This window comes from Mesobacillus jeotgali (assembly GCF_014856545.2).
Classification (GTDB): Bacteria; Bacillota; Bacilli; order Bacillales; family Cytobacillaceae; genus Mesobacillus.
In genome coordinates this window covers 49,487-72,710 of the sequence record NZ_CP109811.1, presented here as the reverse complement: position 1 = coordinate 72,710, position 23,224 = coordinate 49,487, and the positions used below count along the sequence as shown (strand labels likewise).

At 44.2% G+C, this 23,224-nt stretch carries 23 protein-coding genes; 2 read left to right on the top strand and 21 right to left on the bottom strand.

Features of this window, described 5'->3' with window-relative positions:
• Positions 1 to 22: 22 nt before the first annotated feature.
• From FOF60_RS00360 to FOF60_RS00350, 3 genes are all read right to left on the bottom strand, one after another.
• On the bottom strand, positions 23 to 295 hold the full coding sequence (locus tag FOF60_RS00360; protein WP_192473398.1) for an RNA-binding S4 domain-containing protein: 273 nt from the start codon (positions 293 to 295) through the stop codon (positions 23 to 25).
• Positions 296 to 467: 172 nt separating this feature from the next.
• Complete coding sequence (gene mazG, locus FOF60_RS00355) at positions 468 to 1,931, bottom strand: bifunctional methyltransferase/pyrophosphohydrolase YabN (protein WP_192473399.1); 1,464 nt, start codon at positions 1,929 to 1,931, stop codon at positions 468 to 470.
• A 27-nt stretch (positions 1,932 to 1,958) separates the two neighbouring features.
• Positions 1,959 to 3,563: a putative polysaccharide biosynthesis protein gene (locus FOF60_RS00350; RefSeq protein WP_192473400.1), complete on the bottom strand. Its 1,605-nt coding sequence runs from the start codon at positions 3,561 to 3,563 to the stop codon at positions 1,959 to 1,961.
• Positions 3,564 to 3,721: 158 nt separating this feature from the next.
• Here FOF60_RS00350 and FOF60_RS00345 point away from each other — a divergent pair, with 158 nt between their 5' ends.
• Positions 3,722 to 3,862, top strand: coding sequence for a hypothetical protein (locus FOF60_RS00345; protein WP_264647625.1), 141 nt, complete (start codon positions 3,722 to 3,724; stop codon positions 3,860 to 3,862).
• Between the two features lie 180 nt (positions 3,863 to 4,042).
• On the opposite strand, the gene spoVT is transcribed toward FOF60_RS00345, so the two are convergent.
• The 11 genes from spoVT to ispE all read right to left on the bottom strand — a co-directional run bounded on the left by spoVT (position 4,043) and on the right by ispE (position 16,393).
• Positions 4,043 to 4,579 carry a stage V sporulation protein T gene (gene spoVT, locus FOF60_RS00340; RefSeq protein WP_192473401.1) on the bottom strand — a complete coding sequence of 179 codons (537 nt, stop codon included), beginning with the start codon at positions 4,577 to 4,579 and terminating at the stop codon, positions 4,043 to 4,045.
• 334 nt (positions 4,580 to 4,913) lie between these two features.
• Entirely contained in the window at positions 4,914 to 8,450 is a 3,537-nt protein-coding gene (gene mfd, locus FOF60_RS00335; RefSeq protein ID WP_192473402.1) for a transcription-repair coupling factor, read from the bottom strand.
• Between the two features lie 101 nt (positions 8,451 to 8,551).
• Positions 8,552 to 8,782, bottom strand: coding sequence for an anti-sigma-F factor Fin (locus tag FOF60_RS00330; protein WP_167834220.1), 231 nt, complete (start codon positions 8,780 to 8,782; stop codon positions 8,552 to 8,554).
• A gap of 146 nt (positions 8,783 to 8,928) precedes the next feature.
• The gene (pth, locus tag FOF60_RS00325) at positions 8,929 to 9,489 is read right to left on the bottom strand and encodes an aminoacyl-tRNA hydrolase (protein ID WP_192473403.1); all 561 of its coding nucleotides are present in this window, start codon (positions 9,487 to 9,489) and stop codon (positions 8,929 to 8,931) included.
• Positions 9,490 to 9,612: 123 nt separating this feature from the next.
• Positions 9,613 to 10,245 carry a 50S ribosomal protein L25/general stress protein Ctc gene (locus tag FOF60_RS00320; RefSeq protein WP_192473404.1) on the bottom strand — a complete coding sequence of 211 codons (633 nt, stop codon included), beginning with the start codon at positions 10,243 to 10,245 and terminating at the stop codon, positions 9,613 to 9,615.
• A gap of 384 nt (positions 10,246 to 10,629) precedes the next feature.
• Positions 10,630 to 11,586 (bottom strand): ribose-phosphate diphosphokinase, encoded by a 957-nt coding sequence (locus tag FOF60_RS00315; RefSeq protein ID WP_102264801.1) that lies wholly within the window; start codon positions 11,584 to 11,586, stop codon positions 10,630 to 10,632.
• 18 nt (positions 11,587 to 11,604) lie between these two features.
• On the bottom strand, positions 11,605 to 12,978 hold the full coding sequence (glmU, locus tag FOF60_RS00310; RefSeq protein ID WP_192473405.1) for a bifunctional UDP-N-acetylglucosamine diphosphorylase/glucosamine-1-phosphate N-acetyltransferase GlmU: 1,374 nt from the start codon (positions 12,976 to 12,978) through the stop codon (positions 11,605 to 11,607).
• Between the two features lie 230 nt (positions 12,979 to 13,208).
• The gene (gene spoVG, locus FOF60_RS00305; protein ID WP_023613316.1) at positions 13,209 to 13,499 is read right to left on the bottom strand and encodes a septation regulator SpoVG; all 291 of its coding nucleotides are present in this window, start codon (positions 13,497 to 13,499) and stop codon (positions 13,209 to 13,211) included.
• Between the two features lie 737 nt (positions 13,500 to 14,236).
• The gene (gene ridA, locus FOF60_RS00300) at positions 14,237 to 14,611 is read right to left on the bottom strand and encodes a 2-iminobutanoate/2-iminopropanoate deaminase (protein WP_192473625.1); all 375 of its coding nucleotides are present in this window, start codon (positions 14,609 to 14,611) and stop codon (positions 14,237 to 14,239) included.
• Positions 14,612 to 14,643: 32 nt separating this feature from the next.
• Entirely contained in the window at positions 14,644 to 15,468 is an 825-nt protein-coding gene (purR, locus tag FOF60_RS00295) for a pur operon repressor (RefSeq protein ID WP_192473626.1), read from the bottom strand.
• A gap of 55 nt (positions 15,469 to 15,523) precedes the next feature.
• Positions 15,524 to 16,393 (bottom strand): 4-(cytidine 5'-diphospho)-2-C-methyl-D-erythritol kinase, encoded by an 870-nt coding sequence (ispE, locus tag FOF60_RS00290; protein WP_413632786.1) that lies wholly within the window; start codon positions 16,391 to 16,393, stop codon positions 15,524 to 15,526.
• Between the two features lie 110 nt (positions 16,394 to 16,503).
• On the opposite strand from ispE, the gene FOF60_RS00285 reads away from it, so the two are divergent.
• Positions 16,504 to 16,641 carry a hypothetical protein gene (locus FOF60_RS00285; protein WP_264647624.1) on the top strand — a complete coding sequence of 46 codons (138 nt, stop codon included), beginning with the start codon at positions 16,504 to 16,506 and terminating at the stop codon, positions 16,639 to 16,641.
• A 493-nt stretch (positions 16,642 to 17,134) separates the two neighbouring features.
• Here FOF60_RS00285 and FOF60_RS00280 read toward each other — a convergent pair whose 3' ends face one another.
• The 7 genes from FOF60_RS00280 to FOF60_RS00250 form a co-directional block, all read right to left on the bottom strand.
• On the bottom strand, positions 17,135 to 17,314 hold the full coding sequence (locus FOF60_RS00280) for a small, acid-soluble spore protein, alpha/beta type (RefSeq protein ID WP_041967995.1): 180 nt from the start codon (positions 17,312 to 17,314) through the stop codon (positions 17,135 to 17,137).
• A 153-nt stretch (positions 17,315 to 17,467) separates the two neighbouring features.
• Positions 17,468 to 17,731 (bottom strand): biofilm formation stimulator Veg, encoded by a 264-nt coding sequence (veg, locus tag FOF60_RS00275; protein ID WP_023613322.1) that lies wholly within the window; start codon positions 17,729 to 17,731, stop codon positions 17,468 to 17,470.
• A 197-nt stretch (positions 17,732 to 17,928) separates the two neighbouring features.
• Positions 17,929 to 18,807 carry a sporulation peptidase YabG gene (gene yabG / locus FOF60_RS00270; protein ID WP_192473640.1) on the bottom strand — a complete coding sequence of 293 codons (879 nt, stop codon included), beginning with the start codon at positions 18,805 to 18,807 and terminating at the stop codon, positions 17,929 to 17,931.
• Between the two features lie 204 nt (positions 18,808 to 19,011).
• The gene (gene rsmA, locus FOF60_RS00265; RefSeq protein WP_192473628.1) at positions 19,012 to 19,890 is read right to left on the bottom strand and encodes a 16S rRNA (adenine(1518)-N(6)/adenine(1519)-N(6))-dimethyltransferase RsmA; all 879 of its coding nucleotides are present in this window, start codon (positions 19,888 to 19,890) and stop codon (positions 19,012 to 19,014) included.
• Positions 19,883 to 20,443, bottom strand: a complete 561-nt coding sequence (gene rnmV, locus FOF60_RS00260) for a ribonuclease M5 (RefSeq protein ID WP_192473641.1) — start codon at positions 20,441 to 20,443, stop codon at positions 19,883 to 19,885. Before rnmV ends, rsmA begins: the two co-directional genes overlap by 8 nt.
• Positions 20,444 to 20,840: 397 nt before the next feature.
• Positions 20,841 to 22,025: a resuscitation-promoting factor gene (locus FOF60_RS00255; protein WP_192473642.1), complete on the bottom strand. Its 1,185-nt coding sequence runs from the start codon at positions 22,023 to 22,025 to the stop codon at positions 20,841 to 20,843.
• A 238-nt stretch (positions 22,026 to 22,263) separates the two neighbouring features.
• Complete coding sequence (locus FOF60_RS00250; RefSeq protein WP_192473629.1) at positions 22,264 to 23,031, bottom strand: TatD family hydrolase; 768 nt, start codon at positions 23,029 to 23,031, stop codon at positions 22,264 to 22,266.
• Positions 23,032 to 23,224 lie beyond the last annotated feature (193 nt).

The following is a 23,224-nucleotide window of genomic DNA, read 5'->3' as shown; positions in this document are numbered from 1 at the left end:
AAGCCTTCACACGAAGCTCAACTTACTCTTCATCGTCCCCTGGGATACGTTCTTCCCCGAGAAGTGTGTACATTCCGGCTGCTTCATCTTTACGGGATGTTTCCTGAATTCGTTCGATTCTTGCAGAGACGACTTTTTGTCCAAAACGGATCGCCAATTCATCGCCCACTTTTACATTCGTACTTGCTTTCGCCGGCACACCGTTGATGGAGATTCGCCCTTGATCGGATACTTCCTTCGCCAATGTTCTTCTTTTGATTAATCTTGATACTTTTAAAAATTTATCCAGCCTCATCGTAGTTAAACCCCTTTTTCATTATTGGTTTCTTTTACCTGCGCTTTTTCCGTAAATATTGTTGCTTGCACACGTATCCATACGCACAACCATTTTGGCAGCATCTATAAAAAGTCCGAAACCCTAAAATGATTGTTCCTGTTAGCTACAATCAATGCGAAACAGCCTTTACCTATAAACCTTGTCTCTTAGCTTCTTCCCAAAAAGCATCCAACTCATCCAGCGTGTAGTCCTCGACACTTCGACCATTCTCTGCTGCTTTTTGTTCGATATAGGCAAAGCGGCGCATGAACTTCCTGTTGGTCTTGTTCAGCGCCATTTCTGGATTGATGTCATAATGCCTTGCGAAATTGACAAGCGCAAACAAAAGATCGCCGTATTCCAGCTCGATATCTTCATGAATGCCTTTTTCGGTGATTTCCACAGAAAGCTCATCAATTTCTTCCTTCACCTTGTCGAGGATGGGCGCAGCCGTCTTCCAATCAAACCCTACTTTAGCAGCTTCCTTTTGCAGCTCATATGCCTTAAGCAGATTCGGCAGCCCTTTTCCGGATCCCTCAAGCATTGACTTTGTCGCACCGCCTTTTTCCTGCTCCTTGATTTCCTGCCAGTTCCGAAGTACATCTTCTTCATTTTCAGCCTTTATGTCGCCGAACACATGGGGATGCCTGCGGACCATTTTTGAAGATATTCCTTCAATTACATCATCAATGGTAAAATAGCCGTCGTCCTCACCTATCTGTGCATGAAGCATGACTTGAAGCAGCACATCGCCCAGTTCTTCAATCATATGATCGATATCATCATGATCAATTGCCTCCAGCAATTCATATGACTCTTCGATTAAGTATTTCTTAAGTGACTGATGGGTCTGCTTCTTATCCCAAGGACAGCCATTCGGACCGCGCAGTTCTGATATAATTCCACGCAGCTTCAGAAAATCCTTGTATAAAATTTGCTCATCTTCAACAGGTGGTACATAAACCGAAGTCAAATTGCTTAACTCCATCTCCCTGTCCAATTCGTATAATGGCACTCTTTTAATGACCTCATCGCTGCTTCCCGCTGCTGTCACAATGAATACCTCATAATCATCAGGCAATTTTTCCATCAGCGTCAGCTTGACGTCAGATGCAACGAACGCATCATACACCTGCCCGATGATTGTGTGGCTCTTTAGCAGCAAATCTTCCTTTGACAATGCTGTGCCATCAAGAAGCTGGAAACCTTCGATCGGGTCAATCGCCAGGGACTGGAACATAGCATCCAGAAAGCTCTGGCCGCCGCCAATTTCAATTTCCGTATCCCGCTTTGGTCCTCGTTCGAGCAGGAGCTGTACAGTCCGCTCCGCAATCAAGGGATGTCCAGGTACAGCATAGGTTACAGTAGCCTTGGCACTTTCAGACAGCAAAAACTCCGTGATTTCCTCATATACATCCTCAAACTGGTCATGCTTCTCATAAATTCCATCGAACGATTGAAAATGCAACCCTTCCTTTTCAAGCTCCGCAACGACCGGATGCTCTTTTGTCCGCAAAAACAGGTTTTTCTCCTGCTTCAATTTTTTATATACACCAAGCGGCAGCTGGTCGAGGTTGCCCGCTCCCAGTCCGATGATCAAAATCTTGTTTGTCAATTACCTTTTCCTCCTTCATATAAAGCCCTATTTAAAGAACAATTGGACCATCCTGCTGCCGAATGGCAAAGTCACTAGTTCATCTTCAGTTAAAGCCTTCGTTTTAATTAATATGAAAAAATAAACAAGTGCTCCGATCACTATGGAACTTAACGCCTGGAATACTGCTCCGAGCCTGTCGGGTTCAATATAGACATAACCGAAATCCGTTATATATAGAAATAATCGTAAAACTAAAGCCATCACTGCCGATGAAAGCAGGATTTTTCCAATGAAAACAAGTGATAGAACAGGTTGGCCGAGTTCATGTCTCAGCTTAAAAATAAGGATGAACATGACTGCCAGCATCGCCGCCAATGTGGCATAAGCCGCCCCTATTGTCCCATTCTCCGGGATCAGTATCAGGTTCAATATGTATTTCAAGCCAAATCCGGCAAGTATGACTGCAGCCGGAAAAATAAACTTATCAAGACCCTGCAAAATGCTCATAATCGTCAGGATCACCGAACCAAATAAGATCACCAAGCTGAGCACTCCAAGCACATTGGATCCATCAGCATTCTCAAACAGCATGATATTAGCTGGAACGATGATGCTATATAAACCAACCGCAGCAGCAGCTCCAAAAATCAGGCTAGTCTGAAGGGCGAGCCTCACTTTGGGCAGGATTCTCTCGCGGCGATTACTTGATTTATCACCTGAAATTGCCGGTACCAGGCTTAATGACATCGAAGTGGCGACAACTGTCCCAAGCTGGATCAGCGGCTGCCCCCTGTCAAAAATGCCTTTAGCCGACTTCGCTTCTTCCGCTGATATCCCCATTGCCAGCAATGAGGAATACATATTCAAGGAATCCGCCAGCTGCAGCAATATTAACAGCATGCCACTGATGCTGATTGCAAATCCCTGAATGATCAGAGCTTTTACGACCCAGGCTGCGTCCTTGAATAAATCCTTGAGCTGAAAATAGGTGAAGGGATTGGCTCCTCCATTTTTCAGATAAAAAAATCCGAGTATCAAAACGGAGATCATCCCGCCTGTTATCGATCCAAATACAGCTCCGGCACCAGTGACATAAAGAGAAAAACCCTGCTGCACCAGCACCGCTGACAAGATAAGAATGGTCGCGACCCGGATGAACTGTTCTGAAACCTGAGAAATCGCTGTTGGAACCATATTACCCTTTCCCTGGAAATATCCCCTGAACACTGAGGTGAACGGGAAGATCAGGAATGGCACGGATACAACCTTAAATAAGGGTTTCAGTTCCGGATCACCGATTTTATCGGCAATCCATCCAGCACCAATATAGAAAAAGGAAAAAAGAAACAACCCAACGATACCGAGAAATACGAGCGAAATGGCCAATAGACGATCAGCCCTGCCATTATTCCCCGCAGCCTGCTGCTCCGTATAAAGCTTTGAAATGACAACCGGAAATCCATATGTAGATAAAACCATGACAATGCCAAAAAAGGGATATACCTGCTGATAAATATAAAAACCAATGTCCCCGACGATATTTTGAAAAGGAACACGGTAAACGGCGCTTAGAATTTTCGTAACCAGGGCAGCCAGAGTAAGGATCATAGCTCCCTTCATCAATTCCTTTGAATCTGCAACGGGCTTCATCGCCCATCTCCTTCCAATTTCAGTTTCAAACGTATTATATCACAAGGGAAAAAGCATCGGCCGCAAGCGAAACAGACAACATTAATTTGTTAGATAGTTGTAACAAAGAAAAGCGCAAGCGCCTCGTTCAGCCCCGACAAGCGCTGGAGGGCCTGACAGTGAAGTCGTTCTTTGACTTCATTGGCAGGACCGAAGCGACTCGAGGGGCTAGGCGCTGGAGCTGGACAAAAAGAAAAGCGCAAGCGCCTTGTTCAGCCCCGACAAGCGCTGGAGGGCCTGACAGTGAAGTCGTTCCTTGACTTCATTGGCAGGACCGAAGCGACTCGAGGGGCTAGGCGCTGGAGCTGGACAAAAAGAAAAGCGCAAGCGCCTCGTTCAGCCCCGACAAGCGCGGAGTTGGACACCCAAATTATACTTCCAAACACGAAAAGAGGCAGCCTCGTCAGCTGCCCTTTCGGTAAAATATAAATCGGTGATGATTATTGCTCCATCTGTCTTGCCAGGAAGCCTGCAGCTGTTTCAACAGCTTTTTGTTCCACGTCACCCAATGATCCTTCTTTAGAGAAGATAATGACTGCTCCGATTGGATCTCCATTGGCAATGATTGGCCCGATTGTATAAGAAGAAACAGGCTCTTCATTTCCCTCAACAAGCGAAATGTTAGTCTGCTGGTTCACAAGGGACGAAGTACGTTCTTCCATCGTCTTTTCAACAAGTTCACTGATGTTTTTATTCAAATAGTCCTTCTTGGAACCTCCTGCCAATGCAATATAAGTATCTCTATCGCAGATCAATACCGGGTTGCCTAAGCTGTCGTACAGTGCTTCTGCATATTCCTTCGCAAAATCACTCAGCTCACTGATTGGTGAATACTTCTTTAAAATGACTTCACCATCACGGTCCACAAAAATTTCAAGTGGATCCCCTTCACGAATACGAAGTGTCCTTCTGATTTCTTTTGGAATTACGACACGACCTAAATCATCGATTCGACGAACAATACCAGTTGCTTTCATCCAACGTTGCCTCACTTTCATCTGATGATTATTTTTTAGATAAGGTTGTTTTGAGATAATTGCTGATATTCGTTTAAAATCAATCCAGTTTACGAAAAACAGCATCAGTAATAATAATGCCTTTATTAATCAACCTTACCAAGATTTGAACTTAGTATCTTTCATATGGAAAGTTCTATACACTTCTCATTATTATTTTCTTTGAAGTGATAAAGGTGCCAAAAACGGATAAACCTTCCAGTCAATATTTGCGTACACACAGAAATTACCCTTGTCTATCTTTTTTGAAACACCTTATCATTTTACATTTAGATTACAAAATATTTCCATATGGTTACGATACCGTATTTTCCTGTTCTTTTTGGGAGTCATGAAGTCCCTTAATCATCTCGAAAGTAATGTTGAACCAACGGTCATTTTTCATTCCTCTAGTGTGGACAACCATCTTCAGCTTATTGCCTTCCATACCGAGACCCACCGCATTCCTGTACTGGCTGCTAAGCTTAAATACCTTTTGTCCGTCAATCCGGCTGCTTCCATCCTCTGTTAAAAGAATCGTCACATCCTGCTTAGCCATTTTAATGGACTCCACACCTGCGGCAATGGCATATACCTTTAATTCTGCCACTTCAAATAAAGTTTCTACTTCTTCTGGATAATCTCCAAATCGATCAATGATCTCTTCTTTTAATTCCTCAATATCCTTCAATGACTCAATACCGCGAAAGCGCTTATACATCTCGATTTTCTGGTGTCCATCAGAAATATAGCTATCCGGTATATAGGCATCGAGCTCAAGATCGATTTCAATCGTTGGCTTGCGGACTTGGTCTTTTTCCGGCTTTCGTTCTTCAATCGCTTCCTTCAGCATCTGGGAATATAGGTCAAAACCGACAGAATCAATAAACCCATGCTGCTGGGCACCTAACAGATTGCCGGCACCACGGATTGATAGGTCACGCATGGCAATTTTGAAACCAGAGCCCAGCTCCGTGAACTCCTTGATTGCCTGGAGACGCTTTTCAGCTACCTCGGTGAGGACCTTGTCTTTTCGGTAGGTAAAGTAAGCATAGGCAACCCTGTTGGAGCGCCCTACCCTTCCTCTAAGCTGGTACAGCTGGGATAGGCCCATTTTATCCGCATCATAAACAATCAGTGTATTAACATTCGGAATATCTACACCAGTCTCGATGATGGTGGTGCTGACAAGGACATCATATTCTCCTTCAAGGAAGCCAAGCATGACGGATTCCAGTTCATTTTCGGTCATGCGGCCATGGGCAAAGGTGACACGCGCATCAGGCACAAGCATGGAAATTTCTTCAGCCTTCCGCTCGATATCCTCTACACGGTTATAGAGGAAATATACTTGTCCGTCCCTGGCTAGCTCGCGTTCGATCGCCTCGCGGACAAGTCCCCCGTTATATTCCATGACATATGTCTGGACGGGGAAACGGTTCTCAGGCGGTGTCTCGATGACCGATAAATCTCTGACGCCCAGCATGGACATGTGCAGTGTCCTTGGAATCGGTGTTGCTGTCAAAGTCAGGACATCCACATTTGTTTTTAGCTTCTTGATCTTCTCCTTATGCGTAACCCCAAAGCGCTGCTCTTCATCTATGATCAGCAGGCCAAGGTCCCTGTAGGTGATTTCTTTGGATAAAAGCCTGTGTGTTCCAACGACAATATCCACACTGCCCGCTTTAAGACCTTTGATCGTCTCGGTTTGCTGCTTGCGGGTACGGAACCTGCTCAGCAATCCGATATTGATCGGGAAATCCTGAAATCTTTCCCTGAGTGTCTCATAATGCTGCTGCGCAAGAATGGTCGTTGGCACAAGGAAAGCAACCTGTTTGCCATCGGCGATTGCCTTGAAGGCAGCCCTGATTGCCACCTCGGTTTTACCATAGCCGACATCTCCGCACAGCAGGCGGTCCATTGGGCGTTCACGTTCCATATCAAGTTTGATTTCATGGATGGAACGAGCCTGATCTTCCGTTTCCTGATAAGGGAATGAAGATTCAAAATCACGCTGCATCTCGCCATCAGGAGAGAAAGCATGCCCGACGCTAGCCTCTCGCTCTGCGTAAAGCTTGATCAAATCATCCGCAATATCCTGGACAGAGGACTGAACCTTGCTCTTGACCCGTTTCCAGTCGCTACCGCCGAGCTTATAGACCTTAGGTTCTTTTCCTTCTGAGCCAACGTACTTTTGGACAAGGTCAATCTGCTCGACCGGGACGTAAAGCTTATCTGTTCCCTGATAGCGGATATGGAGATAATCTTTATGGATCCCATTGATTACGAGCGTTTCAATGCCTAGGTATTTACCAATACCGTGGTTTACGTGAACAACATAATCGCCGATCTTAAGTTCCGAATAGCTCTTGATCCGCTCTGCATTCGACAGCTTTTGTCTTCTGGCAGGCTTCTTTGTTTTTTTATTGAAAAGTTCCTCTTCTGTAATTACGGCAATCTTTTGGATTGGGAATTCAAAGCCTGTATTCAGGCTGCCCTGGATAATCTGGACTTTTCCTGGAAGCAGCTTCTGCTTGCTGTCCATTTTTACCGCATCGATTTCATAGTCTTCCAGAACGCGTTCAAGTTTTTTGACTCTTTCGGCATCCGGCCCGAGGAATATAACTGCATAGTTTCCTTTCCGCCAGCGATCTACTTCACCTTTAAGCACATGCATCTGCCCGTGGAAATTCTGCATCTGCTTACAGGATATATTAATGATGTTCTGCGGACTTGTGTTTGGTACATGCCTTAAAAATAAGGATAAATACACAATCGGTTTTCCAGCTTTACTCATCAAGTCAGGGAGCTGGTGCGAAATTTTCAGATCATGGGTGATCTGGCCTTCGCCGAGGAGGCTCGTATACCATTCCGCTTCTTCCTTGCCAAGGGACTCATTCATTTCCTGTACCCTGCTGATTTCATCAATGAACAGGAAACCCTTTGACGGCAAGTAATCTATTAAACTTTGAGGCTTTTCATAAGCTATGGATAAGTACTTGAATAGTTGATCAGGTATTTGCCCATTGCGGAGCTGTTCCAATTCATAGCCAATATTTTGAGCCATCAATGTCTTTGCCTTATCATCCTTTAGCTTCTTTAAACTGCTTGAGAGCCCGTCTTCCAATCCTGTAATCAGACGGTCCAGCTGTTCACTCTCAATCGGGTTTTCTGTCGCTGGCCCGATCGCTACTGTTTTCATTTTTTCTTTTGAACGCTGGTCCTCAAGCGAGAACGTCCTGATTGAATCAACCTCTGCATCAAACAGCTCAATCCTGATCGGATCTGCGGATGTCAGCGGGTAAATATCAATAATTCCGCCGCGCACGCTGAATTCACCAGGAGCCGCAACCATTCCCGCCCTGACATATCCCATGCTGACAAACCGGTTGAGAACCGATTCGAGATCGATTTCTTCGCCAAGCTTGAATGTCAGCTGGAATTTTGCCCACAAATCCTTTGGCGGAAGCAGCTTCCTCAAGCCAGCCATCGGGACAATCACAATACCCGTATTCTTTTTGCTCCAATGATTCAGAGCCTCTATTCTCTGTGCCTTCAGCTCTGGACTTGAAATACTTATTTCTGCGGCAATCAATTCATTTGCCGGGTAAAGATAGACATCATTTTCCCCTATTAAATTCGCAAGATCGTCATATAGTTTTTGCGCTTGCAATAAATTATGTGTCACGATCAGGACGGGGCGCTTCGTCTGCTCGTAGATGGCGGCCAAAAAGACCGTCCTTGCCGAACCAGACAGGCCTGCGACGAGCTGTTCCCTGAGCCCCTCATCCATTCCGGAAATAACAGATTGGACATCATCCTGATGACTAAATAGAGCTTTCAGCCCCTGCATCCAAACCTCTCCCTCTCTATAAAAAATGCTAATCTTTCCTTTTTAAATAAACGGCCAATATACAAACAGAAAAATGCTTTGGATGTGGAATCCAAAGCTTTTCAGTGAATCAGGTAGTCGTGCTGGTGGAAGTCCGGGTTGCGCTCCAGGGCTTCCTGACAGTCTTCACAGATCGATTTTATATGGATGTCACCGTTCCCTGCGTAAGATACCATCTCCTGGCGCTCTTCCTCGGTCAGCTTATGCAGCCCTAAACTTTCACTGTGGACAGACAATCTGTCCAATGAGCCGATATTCGTGCCGCAATGACGGCATTGATAATGTATAGCCATGCCCGTCCCTCCCAATTTAAGTCATTATTCATTATTGACCCTTTGGCAGGAACTTATGCACTTAGCCTATTGTATGATTCTTTTTTTACATTATATTACTTGATCAAAAGATTGGCATGTTTAGTTCGCCACTTTATCTGAATTCACTATTGATTGAATGTATTCATAACTTCTAAAAATGGCTTTTTCATCCATTCTTCACAAGCATCGGCAGATTTCATGACAGCCTCGGACATCTGTTCATTTTCTTCGGCAGTAAAACGGCCGAGCACCCAATCCGTGATCGCCATTCCATTGGTCGGGCGGCTGATGCCTACCCTGATACGCTTGAACTCCTGTGTTCCTGTATGGGCAATCGTCGACTTAATCCCATTATGACCGCCTGCGCTGCCTTTTTGGCGCAATCTGATCCTGCCAGTCGGCATATCGAGATCATCATAGATTACAACCAGATCTTCCAGGTCGATATCATAAAAATCCATTACGGCCCTGATTGATTCACCAGAAAGGTTCATATATGTTAAAGGCTTAAGCAAGATGACCTTTTCGCCGCCAACAAATCCCTTTCCGTATAAACCTTTATGCTTCGCCTGATCCAATGGGATATTCCAGCGTTTTGATAACTCATCTATTACTTCAAAGCCGATATTGTGCCTTGTTTTATCGTATTGCCTCCCTGGATTCCCAAGTCCAACAAATAACTTCACTTTCCACACCCCTAACCAAACGCATATCTTATTCTTTCAGGGAAACCAGAAAGAATCTCTATTTCTAATGTACATGAAAACCACAAAAGACGTAACCCTTTTCAGGCTACGTCTGATGCTGCTTTATTCTTCGCTCGCTTTTGTTTCTCTTCCTTCTTCATTTTCAGGCTCTCCTGGTTCTTGTTCTTCGCCGGAGTTGATTTCTTCTTCCACTTTAGGAGGAAGGATTGAAACGACTACCGTATTTTCGTCATCATTAATTTCATAATTTCCTGTTTGGATATCAGCAAGTGTCAAGTTTTCATTAACTTGCAGGTTTGTGACATCCACATCAATGGATTCAGGGATATTGCCTGGAGTCGCTGTGATGTTCACTTCATGGATCGGCTGCTGAAGGACGCCGCCATCCTTGACACCTGCAGCATCGCCAACGAGATTTACCCTTACGCTTGCATGTACCTTGGAGCTTTTATCAACCACAAGGAAATCAGCATGAAGAATTTCATTCTTGATATGATCTTCCTGATAATCCGTCAGCATGACGCTATGCTGGCTGCCGCCTACATCAAGTGAAATGACACCATTTCGGCCATTTTCACGGATGGTCTTCACAAACTCGATGCTGTCCACATAAATGGATTTGCTATCTGTAGTCCTTCCATAGACCACTGCCGGAATATTGCCCTCCTGGCGTAACTTCCTCAGGCTAGAACGTTGAGTACCTGTTCGCTCATTTGCTTTCAATGTTGCACTCATGGTTTTGTCCCCTTCCTATTTCGTAAGTTCTTGTCTATATAAAAAATGCCCCAAAACAGGAAGGTCTAAACGTTATACTTTTTTGAGATGCTCCATAGTGCGAATATTCATTGACTAAGATTGTCTCTGTTCAACACAGCTGTTGGTTTTCGTTCCAGGCGCTTCACTTTCCGCGGATATTCGCAACGGGTTTTTGACAGCTTTGGCCCTGTTTCCTTGAAACCTGTCACAATTATGAGCTTTTCTTGACAGCTTTAGCTCTGTTTCCTTGGAACCTGTCACAATAACTTGACGGCTTTGGCTTCATCTCTTAAAAAGCTGTGCTTAAGTAACAGAAACAAGAGTAGGCTTGCCAGTTGGCAAGCCTGTTATATCATATAAAAATTAATCGAAAAGTGTGCTAACAGATTGCTCTTCGTGGACGCGAATAATTGCTTCCCCGATCAGTGGTGCAACTGACAGCTGGTGGATCTTTTCAACGCGCTTTTCTTCAGCTAGCGCGATTGAATTTGTTACAACCAGTTCTTTAATCTTGGAGTTTTCGATACGCTCAATCGCAGGACCTGACAATACAGGGTGCGTACAGCAAGCGTATACTTCTAATGCACCATTTTCAACCAAAGCATTGGCCGCCAATGTAATCGTTCCTGCAGTATCAATAATATCGTCAATCAAGATTGCAACCTTGCCTTCGATATTACCAACGATATTCATGACTTCAGCCACATTTGGCTTCGGACGGCGCTTGTCGATGATTGCGATTGGTGCTTTTAATCTTTCCGCCATCTTTCTTGCGCGAGTAACACCGCCATGGTCAGGAGATACAATGACAACGTCTCCGTTCAATTCCTTGCTCTTGAAGTGGTCCGCAAGAATCGGCACACCCATCAAGTGATCGATTGGAATATCAAAGAAACCCTGAATCTGCGGAGCGTGAAGGTCAAGCGTAATCACGCGTGTTGCGCCAGCTGTCTCAAGCAGGTTTGCCACAAGCTTGGCTGTGATTGGCTCACGAGCACGTGCTTTACGGTCCTGCCTCGCATAGCCGTAATATGGCATAACAATATTGATTGTTTTAGCTGATGCACGCTTCAAAGCGTCGATCATGATCAGCAATTCCATGATGTTTTCATTTACCGGAGAGCTTGTTGACTGGATGACATAAACATCGCAGCCACGGATGCTTTCTTCAATGTTGATCTGGATTTCTCCGTCGCTGAATTGGGATACAGAGCATTTTCCTAGCTCTACCCCGATTACCTTCGCAATTTCCTGGGCAAGTTCAACATTTGAGTTCAGTGAAAAAACCTTCAAATTTGGGTCAAGATACTGGTTTGACATTATGGACCTCCAAGACTCTTATTTCTTTACGTTCATTTTCCCTACATAATCTTCTTTGTTGACTTGACGAGCACGTGCAAGCGCAAGTGCTTCACCTGGAACATCTTCCGTGATCGTGGAACCGGCTGCTACATATGCGCCTTTTCCAATCGTCACTGGTGCAACAAGATTGGAGTTACAGCCGATAAATACGCCATCTTCAATCTTGGTTAGGAACTTGTTTTTGCCATCATAATTCACTGTGATCGAGCCGCAGCCGATATTCACATCAGCACCGACTTCTGCATCACCTATATAGCTAAGGTGAGAAGCTTTACTTCCTTTGCCAAATACCGCTTTCTTAATTTCGACAAAATTGCCGATCTTCACTTCATCATGGATATCAGATTCAGGCCTGATATGCGCAAATGGCCCAATATTGACTTCTGAGCCAATCTTGCTGTCAAAGGCCGCTGATTGTCGGATAACTGTATTGTTTCCAATTTCACAGTTACTGATTTCAGTATTTGGTCCAATCTGGCATTCAGAACCGATGACTGTACTGCCAGAAAGGGTCGTTCCCGGGAAAATAACCGTATCCTGTCCAACCTTCACATCTGGTCCAATATACGTGTTATCAGGATCTATAAGCGATACGCCATTGCGCATGTGATACTCGTTGATCCGCTTTTTCATCGTGCGTTCAGCTTCAGCAAGAGCGACACGGTCATTGACACCAAGCGTCTCCGCGAAGTTATCCGTCACATAGGCGGATACGATTTCGCCCTGGTTCTTCAGGATTTCGATGACATCTGGAAGATAGTATTCTCCCTGGACATTATCGTTAGATACATTTTGGATCGCTTCGAATAACATTTTATTGTCGAAGCAATATGTACCTGTATTTATCTCATTGATGCTTCTTTCCTGCTCGTTAGCATCCTTGTGCTCAACGATTTTCTCGACAAAGCCCTCTGCATTTCGGACGATACGGCCGTATCCAGTCGGATCTTCCGCCCTCGCCGTCAGAATGGTTGCTTTAGCATTTGTCTCTTCATGATGCTTGAAAAGAGCTTCCATTGTTTCAGCCTTGATCAGCGGAGTATCACCGCAGACGACGATTGTGACACCTTCTTTATCAGCGAGCATGTCTCCTGCCTGCTGCACCGCATGAGCTGTTCCCAGCTGTTCTGCCTGCAGGGCATACTGGCTGTCCTCACCTAGCTGATCTTTCACTTTTTCTGCTCCATGACCGACAATGGTCACGATTTCGTTTATATCAAGACTTTTCACCTGGTCAATAACATGCTGTACCATTTGCTTGCCACATACAGGGTGAAGAACTTTATACAACTTAGACTTCATTCTTGTTCCCTGACCGGCAGCTAAAATGATTGCATAACGATTAGACATTAGCAGGCCTCCAATTTACCTTTTTATCCATTACGAATATATCTTAAATAGCCAGCCATTTCAAGAATAGAAGAACAAGTACAATTATTTGTCAGTTTAGGGGGGAAGGTATTTCTCAAAATAAATGAAGATTTTTTTAAAAACAATTGGTTTAGACAGCGGACAAACAGGGGAAATAAAAAAGAGCCTAACTTATGCAGCAGGCTCTTGATGTTATGCACTTATATATTCTAGGAAGCTCCAGCTTCTTCGAATTCAACTTCCAATTCACCTAAACGGTGGTACTCTGCCAGTACGGCATCCTGTATCTTTCCGCGTGTACCCGAATTGATCGGATGCGCGATATCACGGAACTCGCCATCAGGAGTGCGCTTACTAGGCATTGCAACAAATAGGCCGTTGTTTCCATCAATCACCCTGATATCATGGACAACAAACTCGTTGTCAAGCGTGATGGAAGCGATCGCTCTCATCCGTCCATCTGTATTAACGCGGCGTAATCTTACGTCAGTTACTTCCATTCTGTTCACCACCTTTACAAATAGATAAAATTCTAGTTAAATAATTCCACGTTGAAATCAAATCTCCTTCTTTTACAAGAAAATTTTTTTGAAAAAACAGGGCGAATTTGTGAACTTTTTCATGGAGAAAGCCTTTTCAAGCTTATTTGCCTTTGTAAAATAGGCTTTTTTGGCTATTGACGATGCGGAAAAATCTTATAATTTTTTCCGGATTTTAATCCTCCTTCATATACTTTTATCCGGGAAAAGTTTTGTATTAATTGTTCATAATAGATAAATGCATTCTGGACCAGGTTTGTATGTAAATCATAAGTTCGGTTTCTAGATATAGGGATTCCTATAACGGAACGGCGCCCTTTTTGTGACCGTCAAACTGCTTTTTCTCTTTTCACGGGCACAAGTTGCCTCTTCTTGTGACCGTCAAACTGCTTTTTCTCTTTTCACGGGCACAAGTTGCTCTTTCTTGTGACCATCAGACTGGATTATCTCTTTTCACGGGCACAAGTTTGCCCTTCTTGTGACCGTCAAACTGGTTTTCCTCTTTTCACGGGCACAAGTTTGCCCTTCTTGTGACCGTGAAACCGGTTTTTCTCTTTTCACGGGCACATGTTGACCCTTCTTGTGACCGTCAGACTAGTTTTTCTCTTTTCACGGGCACAAGTTGGCCTTTCTTGTGATTTATTCAGTCCCTCAAGATGTTTAATCCCACTCTTCCAAAAATAAAAAAAAAACGCCCGTTATTTAACGAGCGCTACTACTTCGATTTCCACCAGGGCATCCTTTGGCAGTCTTGCCACTTCTACTGTTGAGCGTGCTGGCTTATGTGTGCTGAAATACTCCCCATACACTTCATTCAACTGAGCAAATTCATCCATATTTTTGATGAAGACCGTTGCTTTTACGACTGTTTCAAGTGAAGCACCTGCAGCCTCAAGAACAGCTTTCAGGTTTTTGAATACCTGATGCGTCTGGGCCTGGATGTCTCCCTCTACCATTACACCCTCTGGAGTCAGAGGAATCTGGCCTGAGCTGTAGAAAAGATTGTTCACAACCACACCCTGAGAATATGGACCGATTGCGGCTGGCGCGTTTGAAGTCTGTACAATATTCATATTGTCACCCCATCTATTGTTTATATGAACAACTATTCTCTGCGAGCGAAGTAATTTCCTTCACTCACGGTAATTTTACGTTCTTTTACATCGACATCTGAAAGGCGTACGAGTGATAGATACTCATCGACAAGTCTTTCTTCGATATTCTCCGATTCAACCAGTACTGCTATTCCCGCTAACTCCGCATTGAACTCTTCAAGCAAGTTGATCATGCCATTAACGGTGCCGCCCGCTTTCATGAAGTCATCGACAATCAGAACCTTCGAGCCCACTGCAAGGCTACGCTTTGATAGCACCATCGTCTGGATTCTTTTTGAAGAACCTGAAACATAGTTGATGCTTACCGTCGACCCTTCCGTCACTTTGCTATCCCTTCTGACAATCACGACTGGAACATTCAAGTGGCTTGCGACTGCGTAAGCGATCGGAATCCCCTTTGTCGCCACAGTCATGACAACTTCAATATCCTTATCAGCAAAAGCAGAAGCGAGCAGCCTTCCGACTTCCTGCACAATTGCTGGATTTCCCAGAATATCATTCATGTAAAGATACCCGCCTGGCAGCAATCGGTCAGGACTTGCCATTACGTTACACAGTTCATCGATTACCTTCCGTGCTTTTTCCTCACTGACATGGACATGGAACTTGACTCCGCCGGCAGCGCCTGGCACAGTCTGAAGGACACCGATTCCACGCTGTTCAAATGTTTCTTTGATGATTCCGAGATCTTCACTGATTGAGGACTTTGCTGAACCATACTTTTCGGCAAAATAGGTTAACGGTACCAATTGGCGCGGATGTTCCAGTAAATAAGTCGTCATATCGATCAAACGCTCGCTGCGTCTAAATTTCATTCAAGAACCTCCAAAATCCGAATATTTAAGGTTAATATACCACCATTATACGGATTTAATCAAGGGTATGACGCTCTCCAAGCATTCTCACTGCAAATACCTGGTCACAAAACCCTCGCAGACCGTTATAAATTCGATGCATTCTCGAATCATGTGCTACAAGGCTGAATACCGTCGGGCCGCTTCCGCTCATCAAGACAGCATCAGCACCAAACCGCTTCATTTGATCCTTTATTTGTGCTACCTCGGGATATAGCGAAAGTGTCACATCTTCCAAAACATTTCCGACACTGTTGCATACTCCATGGAAATCTCCATTTTCAATAGCTGAGATCATTTGCTTTGTAGGCGGATGTTGAATCTTTTCTACATTAAGGCGGCGATACACCTCCGCAGTCGATACACCGATAAACGGTTTCGCCAATACAACCCAGCACGTCGGCGGAGCCGGCAGTTCCTCGATTATTTCCCCTCTGCCTGTCGCCAGCGCTGTTCCTCCGTACACACAGAAAGAAACATCTGAGCCAATTTCAGCACCCAGCACTGCCAGCTCGTCCAATGACAGACCAAGCTTCCATAGCTTATTCAACCCTCTTAATGTCGCCGCTGCGTCACTGCTGCCGCCAGCAAGCCCTGCTGCCACCGGAATGGTCTTCTCAATGCCAATGAGAACACCTTGCTTCACCTGGAACCTCTCCTTCAACAGATGCGCTGCCTGGTAAGCTAGATTCCGCTGATCATCCGGAACAAACCGATTATGGGAATGGATCACGATCCTGTCTTCTTCTAGTAAACTAAGCTCGATGCGATCAGCCAAATCAATCGTCGTCATGACCATTTCCACCTCATGGTAACCATCCGGACGTTTATGCAAAACATCCAGCGACAAATTGATTTTTGCCGGCGCCTTCACTAAAACCTTCACAACTTCCACCTACTTTAAACGAATTCCACATTTTGTCCTATTTTACCACAAAAAGAATAGAAAAGCGCAAGCGCCTTGGTCAGCCCCGACAAGCGCTGGAGCGCCGACCAGTGAAGTCGTTCTTTGACTTCATTGGCAGGACCGAAATCAAAAAGTATAGCCGACTGTCCAGAAACGCAGAAACTGGAGACTCCGACAAAGAAGCGCTTTTTGCTTCTGGGGCGGAGTTGAAGTTTCGGAGTTTCTAGGAGGTGCACTAGACAATTCGAAAAGCGGAGGCGACTGCCCAACTCCGACAAGCGTTGGAGGGCCTGACTGTGAAGTCGCTCTATGACTTCATTGGCAGGACCGAAACGTCTCGAGGAGTTAGGAGCCGCAGCTAGACAAGCGACTCAAGTTGCTCAAAGCTAACGCTTATCGCAAGATACTCGAAGAAGCACTCTCGGGGATGAAAACTGGCTAGGCGCTGGAGCTGGACAATTGTCTAATTCAAAACAATACTCTCTGAGTAAAATAAGTAAGACTCCCATGCAAGAAACATTCCTTTATTTTATCATTTGCATTATGGCGAATACAGTAAATTCACAAAGAATTAGAATTGCAGGAGGTTACCTGGAAGCTGCACAGCTTTTTATCCATAAAAAAAGCCGGAGCATAAGCCCCGGCGCCGCGATGGATCTGAATTTTATTGGCAACTGTGAAAACAGCTGTGTGGCAGTCTCTAAAGAAATTTCATCTGGGTCAGCGGTTCTGGTTCGCAAGCTGCTGTTCGGCCAACTCAATTGCTCGCTTTACCATGTTACCTGCATCCTTTGCCTTTATGCCGCCCCATCCTTCATTCTGGACGACATCATAGAAGCCAAGTTCTTTCGCAAGCTCTTCCTTCAACCTTTCAGACATAATCCCTCTTCTTCTGCCCATTACTACCATCTCCTTTCACCACCGCGGTAACCTTAGTATTTTTGAAAAAGAAGTTTTCATGTGCGCCTTATTTATCCTGCTGATAGCAAAATTGGACAAAATAAAAAGCAGCTAACCCGAAAGTTGACTGCCTGTACTGCATTGAGCCAAAAATCAGCTCAAAGCTATTGATCCTGTTGTATCTTCAAAGAAGGTAATTTCCACTGTTTCAGTTAGAACATCTGCGTAGCTGTACGAAACACGTTCAAAAGCATTTTCATCCTGGTCAAGCTCGATGACGAAAACAGAAGGATAAGTTTCCGCTAACACGCCAGAACGTTCAATCGTCTTTCTCCGTCCTCCGTTGGCCTTTAGCATGAGTCTTTTTCCTAGGTTTGAATCAAGCGCTTTTTTGATATCCGATAATGTTTTTGGCATTCGGTCCACCTCACTGTGTAAAGTATAACACGCTGACACTATTTAGTCAAACAAAAACATAAATTATAACAGTACTTAAATTTAAAAGTCAATATATTTCGGACTTCTTTTTCCTCTAAATTTCAACAATTTTAGCGTAGCCTTTAATGCGATAAAATATGTACCAAAATAATAAAAAACGCCGGACCGTATTTTATTCAGTCCGACGAATTTTTATTATAGGGCATTCCTGTTCTTAATACTCCCTTTGTTTCGATGCCGCCAAGACCCTTATCTCCAGTTAAGGTATTGCGAAGAACATCCCACACGTTAATGCGCTCCATGAACGGCGTAAAACTGATTTTAGCAACGATATAGACCGGATCAAGCGCATGGATATTAACTCTTGAAGGGGAACTGGCAAAATTGGCACCAGCGTGAATCAACGACTCAAAATGTGACTGGCAAGCGCCAGCAAAAATGACAAGCTGGTCCAAATGGGGAATTTTCTTTCTTGCCTCTCTCACTGTCTGGACAAAATGCTTGGAGTGGCGATAAGCATTGATATCATCCATTGTCCCTTTAGACTTTGAATAGGCATCATGCCCGGTGATGACCAAAATATCAGGCCGATAATAATCAATCAGCATTCCGACTTTGTCCGGCATTTCTTTTTCATTGCAATGGAACCCATACACCGGGACCCCGACTTTCTCATAAAGGGTCAGGCACTTTTTTAAATAATTCGGATCTCCATCAATATGGAGCACCTTCCCAGGCATCTGAAAGTAGTTATATGACTTGCTGTAGCCCTCAGTGGTCTCATATTCCTGCTTTTGCTGCAGTAAATCAACATCCTGCCTGAATAGCTTATATGACTGTTCTTCAAGTGACCGGAATTCCTTTGTCAGCCTCATGCGCATACTCGGATCGATTTTAATTAGATCTTCATAGGGCGCATCCGCAATCAATCGGAAATCCTCACCATATAATATCGCGATTTTTTTGCCATGTTTCTCTCTGATATCGATAACCCGGAACATAATATCGCATTGATGCGAAACCCTGCCGACGATATCCATGAGGTTAATATTCATCATCCTCACTCCAATTGCCCCGCACACAGGCTGCGCTAAGTGGTATTCTTACATAAAATATGCAAATACCCATAGACATGTGCTTTCTGGATGTAGCGGTTCATTCGGGCTGGATTTCTGGACACCATTGAAATAAATCATTACAAAAAGAAAAAAGCCCGAACATCTCGGACTTTTGGAACATCTGTAAGAGCATTGTATTTTTTAATAAAAATATGGATACAGCGCATTACTCAATTGCGCGAATTCTTCTATTGTGAGAGTTTCTCCACGTCGTGACTCTTCTACTCCTGCCTGCCGGAGCGCTGCTTGTATACTTTCTTTCTTCTGCTTTCCATCTGGCAGCTGGCTGGTCAGGTTATTCAGGATGGTTTTACGGCGCTGGGCAAAACTTGATCTTGTGACATGGAAAAAGAACTTCTCGTCCTTCACCTTAACAGGTGGTTCATCATGCAATGTTAATCTTATGACCGCTGAATCTACGTTAGGCTGTGGCATAAAGACCGTTTTCGGAACAATCATCACGGTTTCGGCCTTCGTATAATATTGGACAGCAATGGACAGTGAACCATATTCCTTCGTTCCTGGCTTGGCCGAAATCCTGTCGCCCACTTCCTTTTGGAGCATACAGACGATGCCCCTGATTGGCAGCCTTTCCTCAAGCAGCTTCATCAGGATCGGTGTTGTTACATAATATGGAAGATTGGCCACCACCATAACGTCTTTTTGTTCCCCAAATTCCTCTGTCATCACAGCTTGAACATCAGCTTTCAGTACATCACTATGGATAACTTTTACGTTTTGGTAAGGTGAGAGAGTATCCTCCAAAATCGGCAGCAAACGCTGGTCAATTTCAAAAGCAACCACCTTTTCAGCTCTTTTCGCCAACTGCTCTGTCAATGCACCGATTCCAGGTCCGATTTCAATGGCGCCGCTATGGTCGGTTAATTCCGCATGGTCGACGATGCGGTTCAGGATATTCGTATCGATCAAAAAGTTCTGTCCCAGGCTCTTTTTAAATGAAAAGCCGTATTTATCAAGTATTTCCTTCGTTCTCACCGGGGTTGCAATATCTTTATGCATTTTGTTCCTCCTTAAGGATTTCTGCCAGCGCATCGGCGAAATCCTGTCTTTTCACCTGAAACATCATCAGGCGCTTGTGCAGCTGCTTGCCATTTGTATATCCGATCTTCAGCAGCCTTCCAAGCTTCTCACGCCTTTCCCTGGAACCAGGACCGCCAATCAGACCCGCAACAATCAAGTCCTCCTGGGTAATCTCTTCGACTGCCTCTGCATCCATTACCTGAGCATCCTTCAGCGCTTCACGGATCACTTCTGGAGATGCATGCTCAACACCAAGTCCTCTCCCGGATTTTGGCTTAGCCAATTCCTTTGGAATAAATGCGTGCTTGCACCCAGCAACCTGCTTTGAAATAGTCTTGCGGATTTTTTCGCCTGGAAAATCGGGATCGGTAAAAACAATCACACCCCGCTTTTCATGGGCATTCCGAATCCGTTCAATGGTTTCGACATTGATCGCCGATCCATTCGTTTCAATTGTATCTGCATCAACAGCACGCCTGATCGCCGTCGTATCATCCTTGCCCTCAACTACAATGATTTCTTTTAATTTCATGATTCCTCCAATTGAAAGCGCAAGCGCCTTGATCAGCCCCGACAAGCGCTGGAGGGCCGACCGGTGAAGTCGTTCTTTGACTTCATTGGGCGGACCGAAGCGACTCGAGCTGCTCAAAGCTAACGCTTCTCGCAAGATACTCAAGGAAGTTAAGTCGGGATGAAAACTGGCTAGGCGCTGGAGCTGGACATTTCTCGTGGTTAAAATTCTTTTCTTTAATCTAAAAGTGCAGGCAAATTAAAAAGAAATAAATTTTCTTTGAAATAAATGAAACATTTTTGAAATATAATCGTCTATATAGGTGGAAAGTTTTTAAGCGATTACGCTTTTCTTATTATACCTTAAACGTAAAATGAAAAAACAAAAATGCAGAGGAAGAATCCCCTGCATCCATAAATTAATTCAGGATTTTGATTTTGACGGTTTTACGGCCCCAACGGTATGCATCTGCTTTGGACGCGAAAAAGACATCGATCTTATTGCCTTTGATGGCTGATCCTTTATCGGCAGCTATTGCATAGCCATAGCCTTCCACATACACTTTGGTACCTAAAGGAATAACTCTTGGATCTACTGCAATGACCTTGATATTAGGGTTCGCCCTCAGATTGATTCCAGTAGCCGTGTAGCCGGAGCAGCCGTTACAGTTAGCTGTGTACGCTGTAGAAGTAACATAAAATTCCTTACCCGCCGGTTCACTTGTGCCACGGGAAACTTGAGCTACGATGACCTTCGTTCCCATTGCCACGACTTTATCCTGTTTCTCTTTCAGTTTCTTTTCACTGACCAGTTTTCTTGATACTTCCTTGCCATTTTCAAGAATGACTTCATATTCCTTGGAAAGCAAACCTTCCTGGCCTTCTGTTACGACTTTTTGTTTTCCTTTTTCCAGTTTGCTGTCATTTTTCGTAACGACTGCATAGCTAATTGGTTCTTCCACTACATCGGTGACTTTTTCAACTCGAATAACATTAATCACGGCATCTTTTGTGACGTTCTGCTTTAACGCAGGCTCAACACGGTCCATTTCGTTCAGTGTGATTCCTTGCTGTGATAAAAAGTCAGCGACCGTAGTCGAAGTCGACCATACATCTTGTTCTTTTCCGCCAACTACAAGCTTAAGCGGGAAAGCTCTCTGAATGGCAATCTTCAAATCTTGCTTTAACTTAGCGTCTGGGTTTAGGTTTAACTTGTCGTGTTCATTTAAAACGATATTCTGTTCTTTCAGGAAGTCCTCTACCGTATCGGCTGCTGTCCAATACGTTTTCTTTTCCTGATCTTGTATTAGCTCTACCTGTTTTGCCGGCTTCCACACAATCGAAAGGTTGTTCTTCACCTCTGTGTTTGCCGCCAGTGATAAATAATCCTCTGAGCGTAGTGAGATTTTGAGATCATTAAATAGATCTTGGATAGTATTCGCATGTGTTTTAATGACTCTTTCTTCGCCATCCAGCGTCAATGCAACTGTCTTTTTGGTCCCTTCATACATGAAGAACCCAAGAGCAGCGGCAAAAACTAGGAAACTAGCAGAAAAAATCACCAGTTTCTTTTTACTCAAAGTCTTGGAAAACAGGTTTTTCATACTATTAATCACGATGAAAAACGCCTCCTCTTCTCGGAGTGATTATAAAGATATTGTTGCCGACTTGTCAACCCAGACACCCTTGCCCAAACGTAGTCCCTATTATGCAAGATGCTCCATAAAAAGAAAAGCAAGAGTTATCGACACGGTTATCCTATGTCACCAGTGAGACATGTAGAACTTTTTAGAAACAGAAAAAGTTTGGACAACCTTGTTGAAAAATCGACAACATTCCTTATCACTTTATGCCGAATAATTTTTTTGCATTTTTGGCTGTTTCGCCTGCAACTTCTTCGAGTGTTAACCCCTTCAGTTCTGCAATTTGTTCGGCCACCAATTTTACATACGCTGGTTCATTTCTTTTTCCGCGATATGGATGCGGCGTCAGGTAAGGGCAATCTGTTTCAACCAACAGTCGATCCATTGGAATCGATTCTGCCACTTCCTTCGGTTTCTTCGCGTTTTTGAACGTAACCGGCCCGCCAAGCGAAATATAAAAATTCATATCGATACACTCTAGCGCGGTTTCCACACTGCCGCTATAGCAATGCATGATTCCGCCTACTTCCCCGGCGTTTTCTTCCTTTAAAATTTCAACTATGTCTGCTGTTGCATCACGATTATGTATGATGATAGGAAGATTCACTTCTTTTGCCAATCTGATTTGTTTGCGGAAGACCTCTTTCTGGATGTCCTTTGGTGACTTGTCCCAGTAATAATCAAGGCCCATTTCCCCGAGTGCTACTACTTTCGGATGGCTGGACAGTTCTCTCAGCCAGTCCAGATGCTCCTGCGTCATATCAATCGCATCGACTGGATGCCATCCTACACTTGCATAGATAAAATCATAGCCTTCAGCAAGTTCAATCGCTTTCTTGATCGTTGCCTCATCGAACCCGACAACAACCATGTTCGTCACACCCTCATCAAGCGCCCGATCAATAACCTCCTGGAGATCATCATTGAATTGTTCTGCATTTAAGTGTACATGTGTATCAAAAAGCATGTTAAAACTCCTTTGCAGCATTGCCCTGCAGTTTCATTCTAGTGATTCCTGGCATTAAGGAAAATAGAATCACTGTGATGTTCTTATTATTGTGATAAAGTTGTGTCGATATCATAACTTTTTTTCAATGTCCAGGTCAAATTTTTGAATTCGGTTTCATAAAAACCCGACAAGTGTCGGGAATGCTTGATGT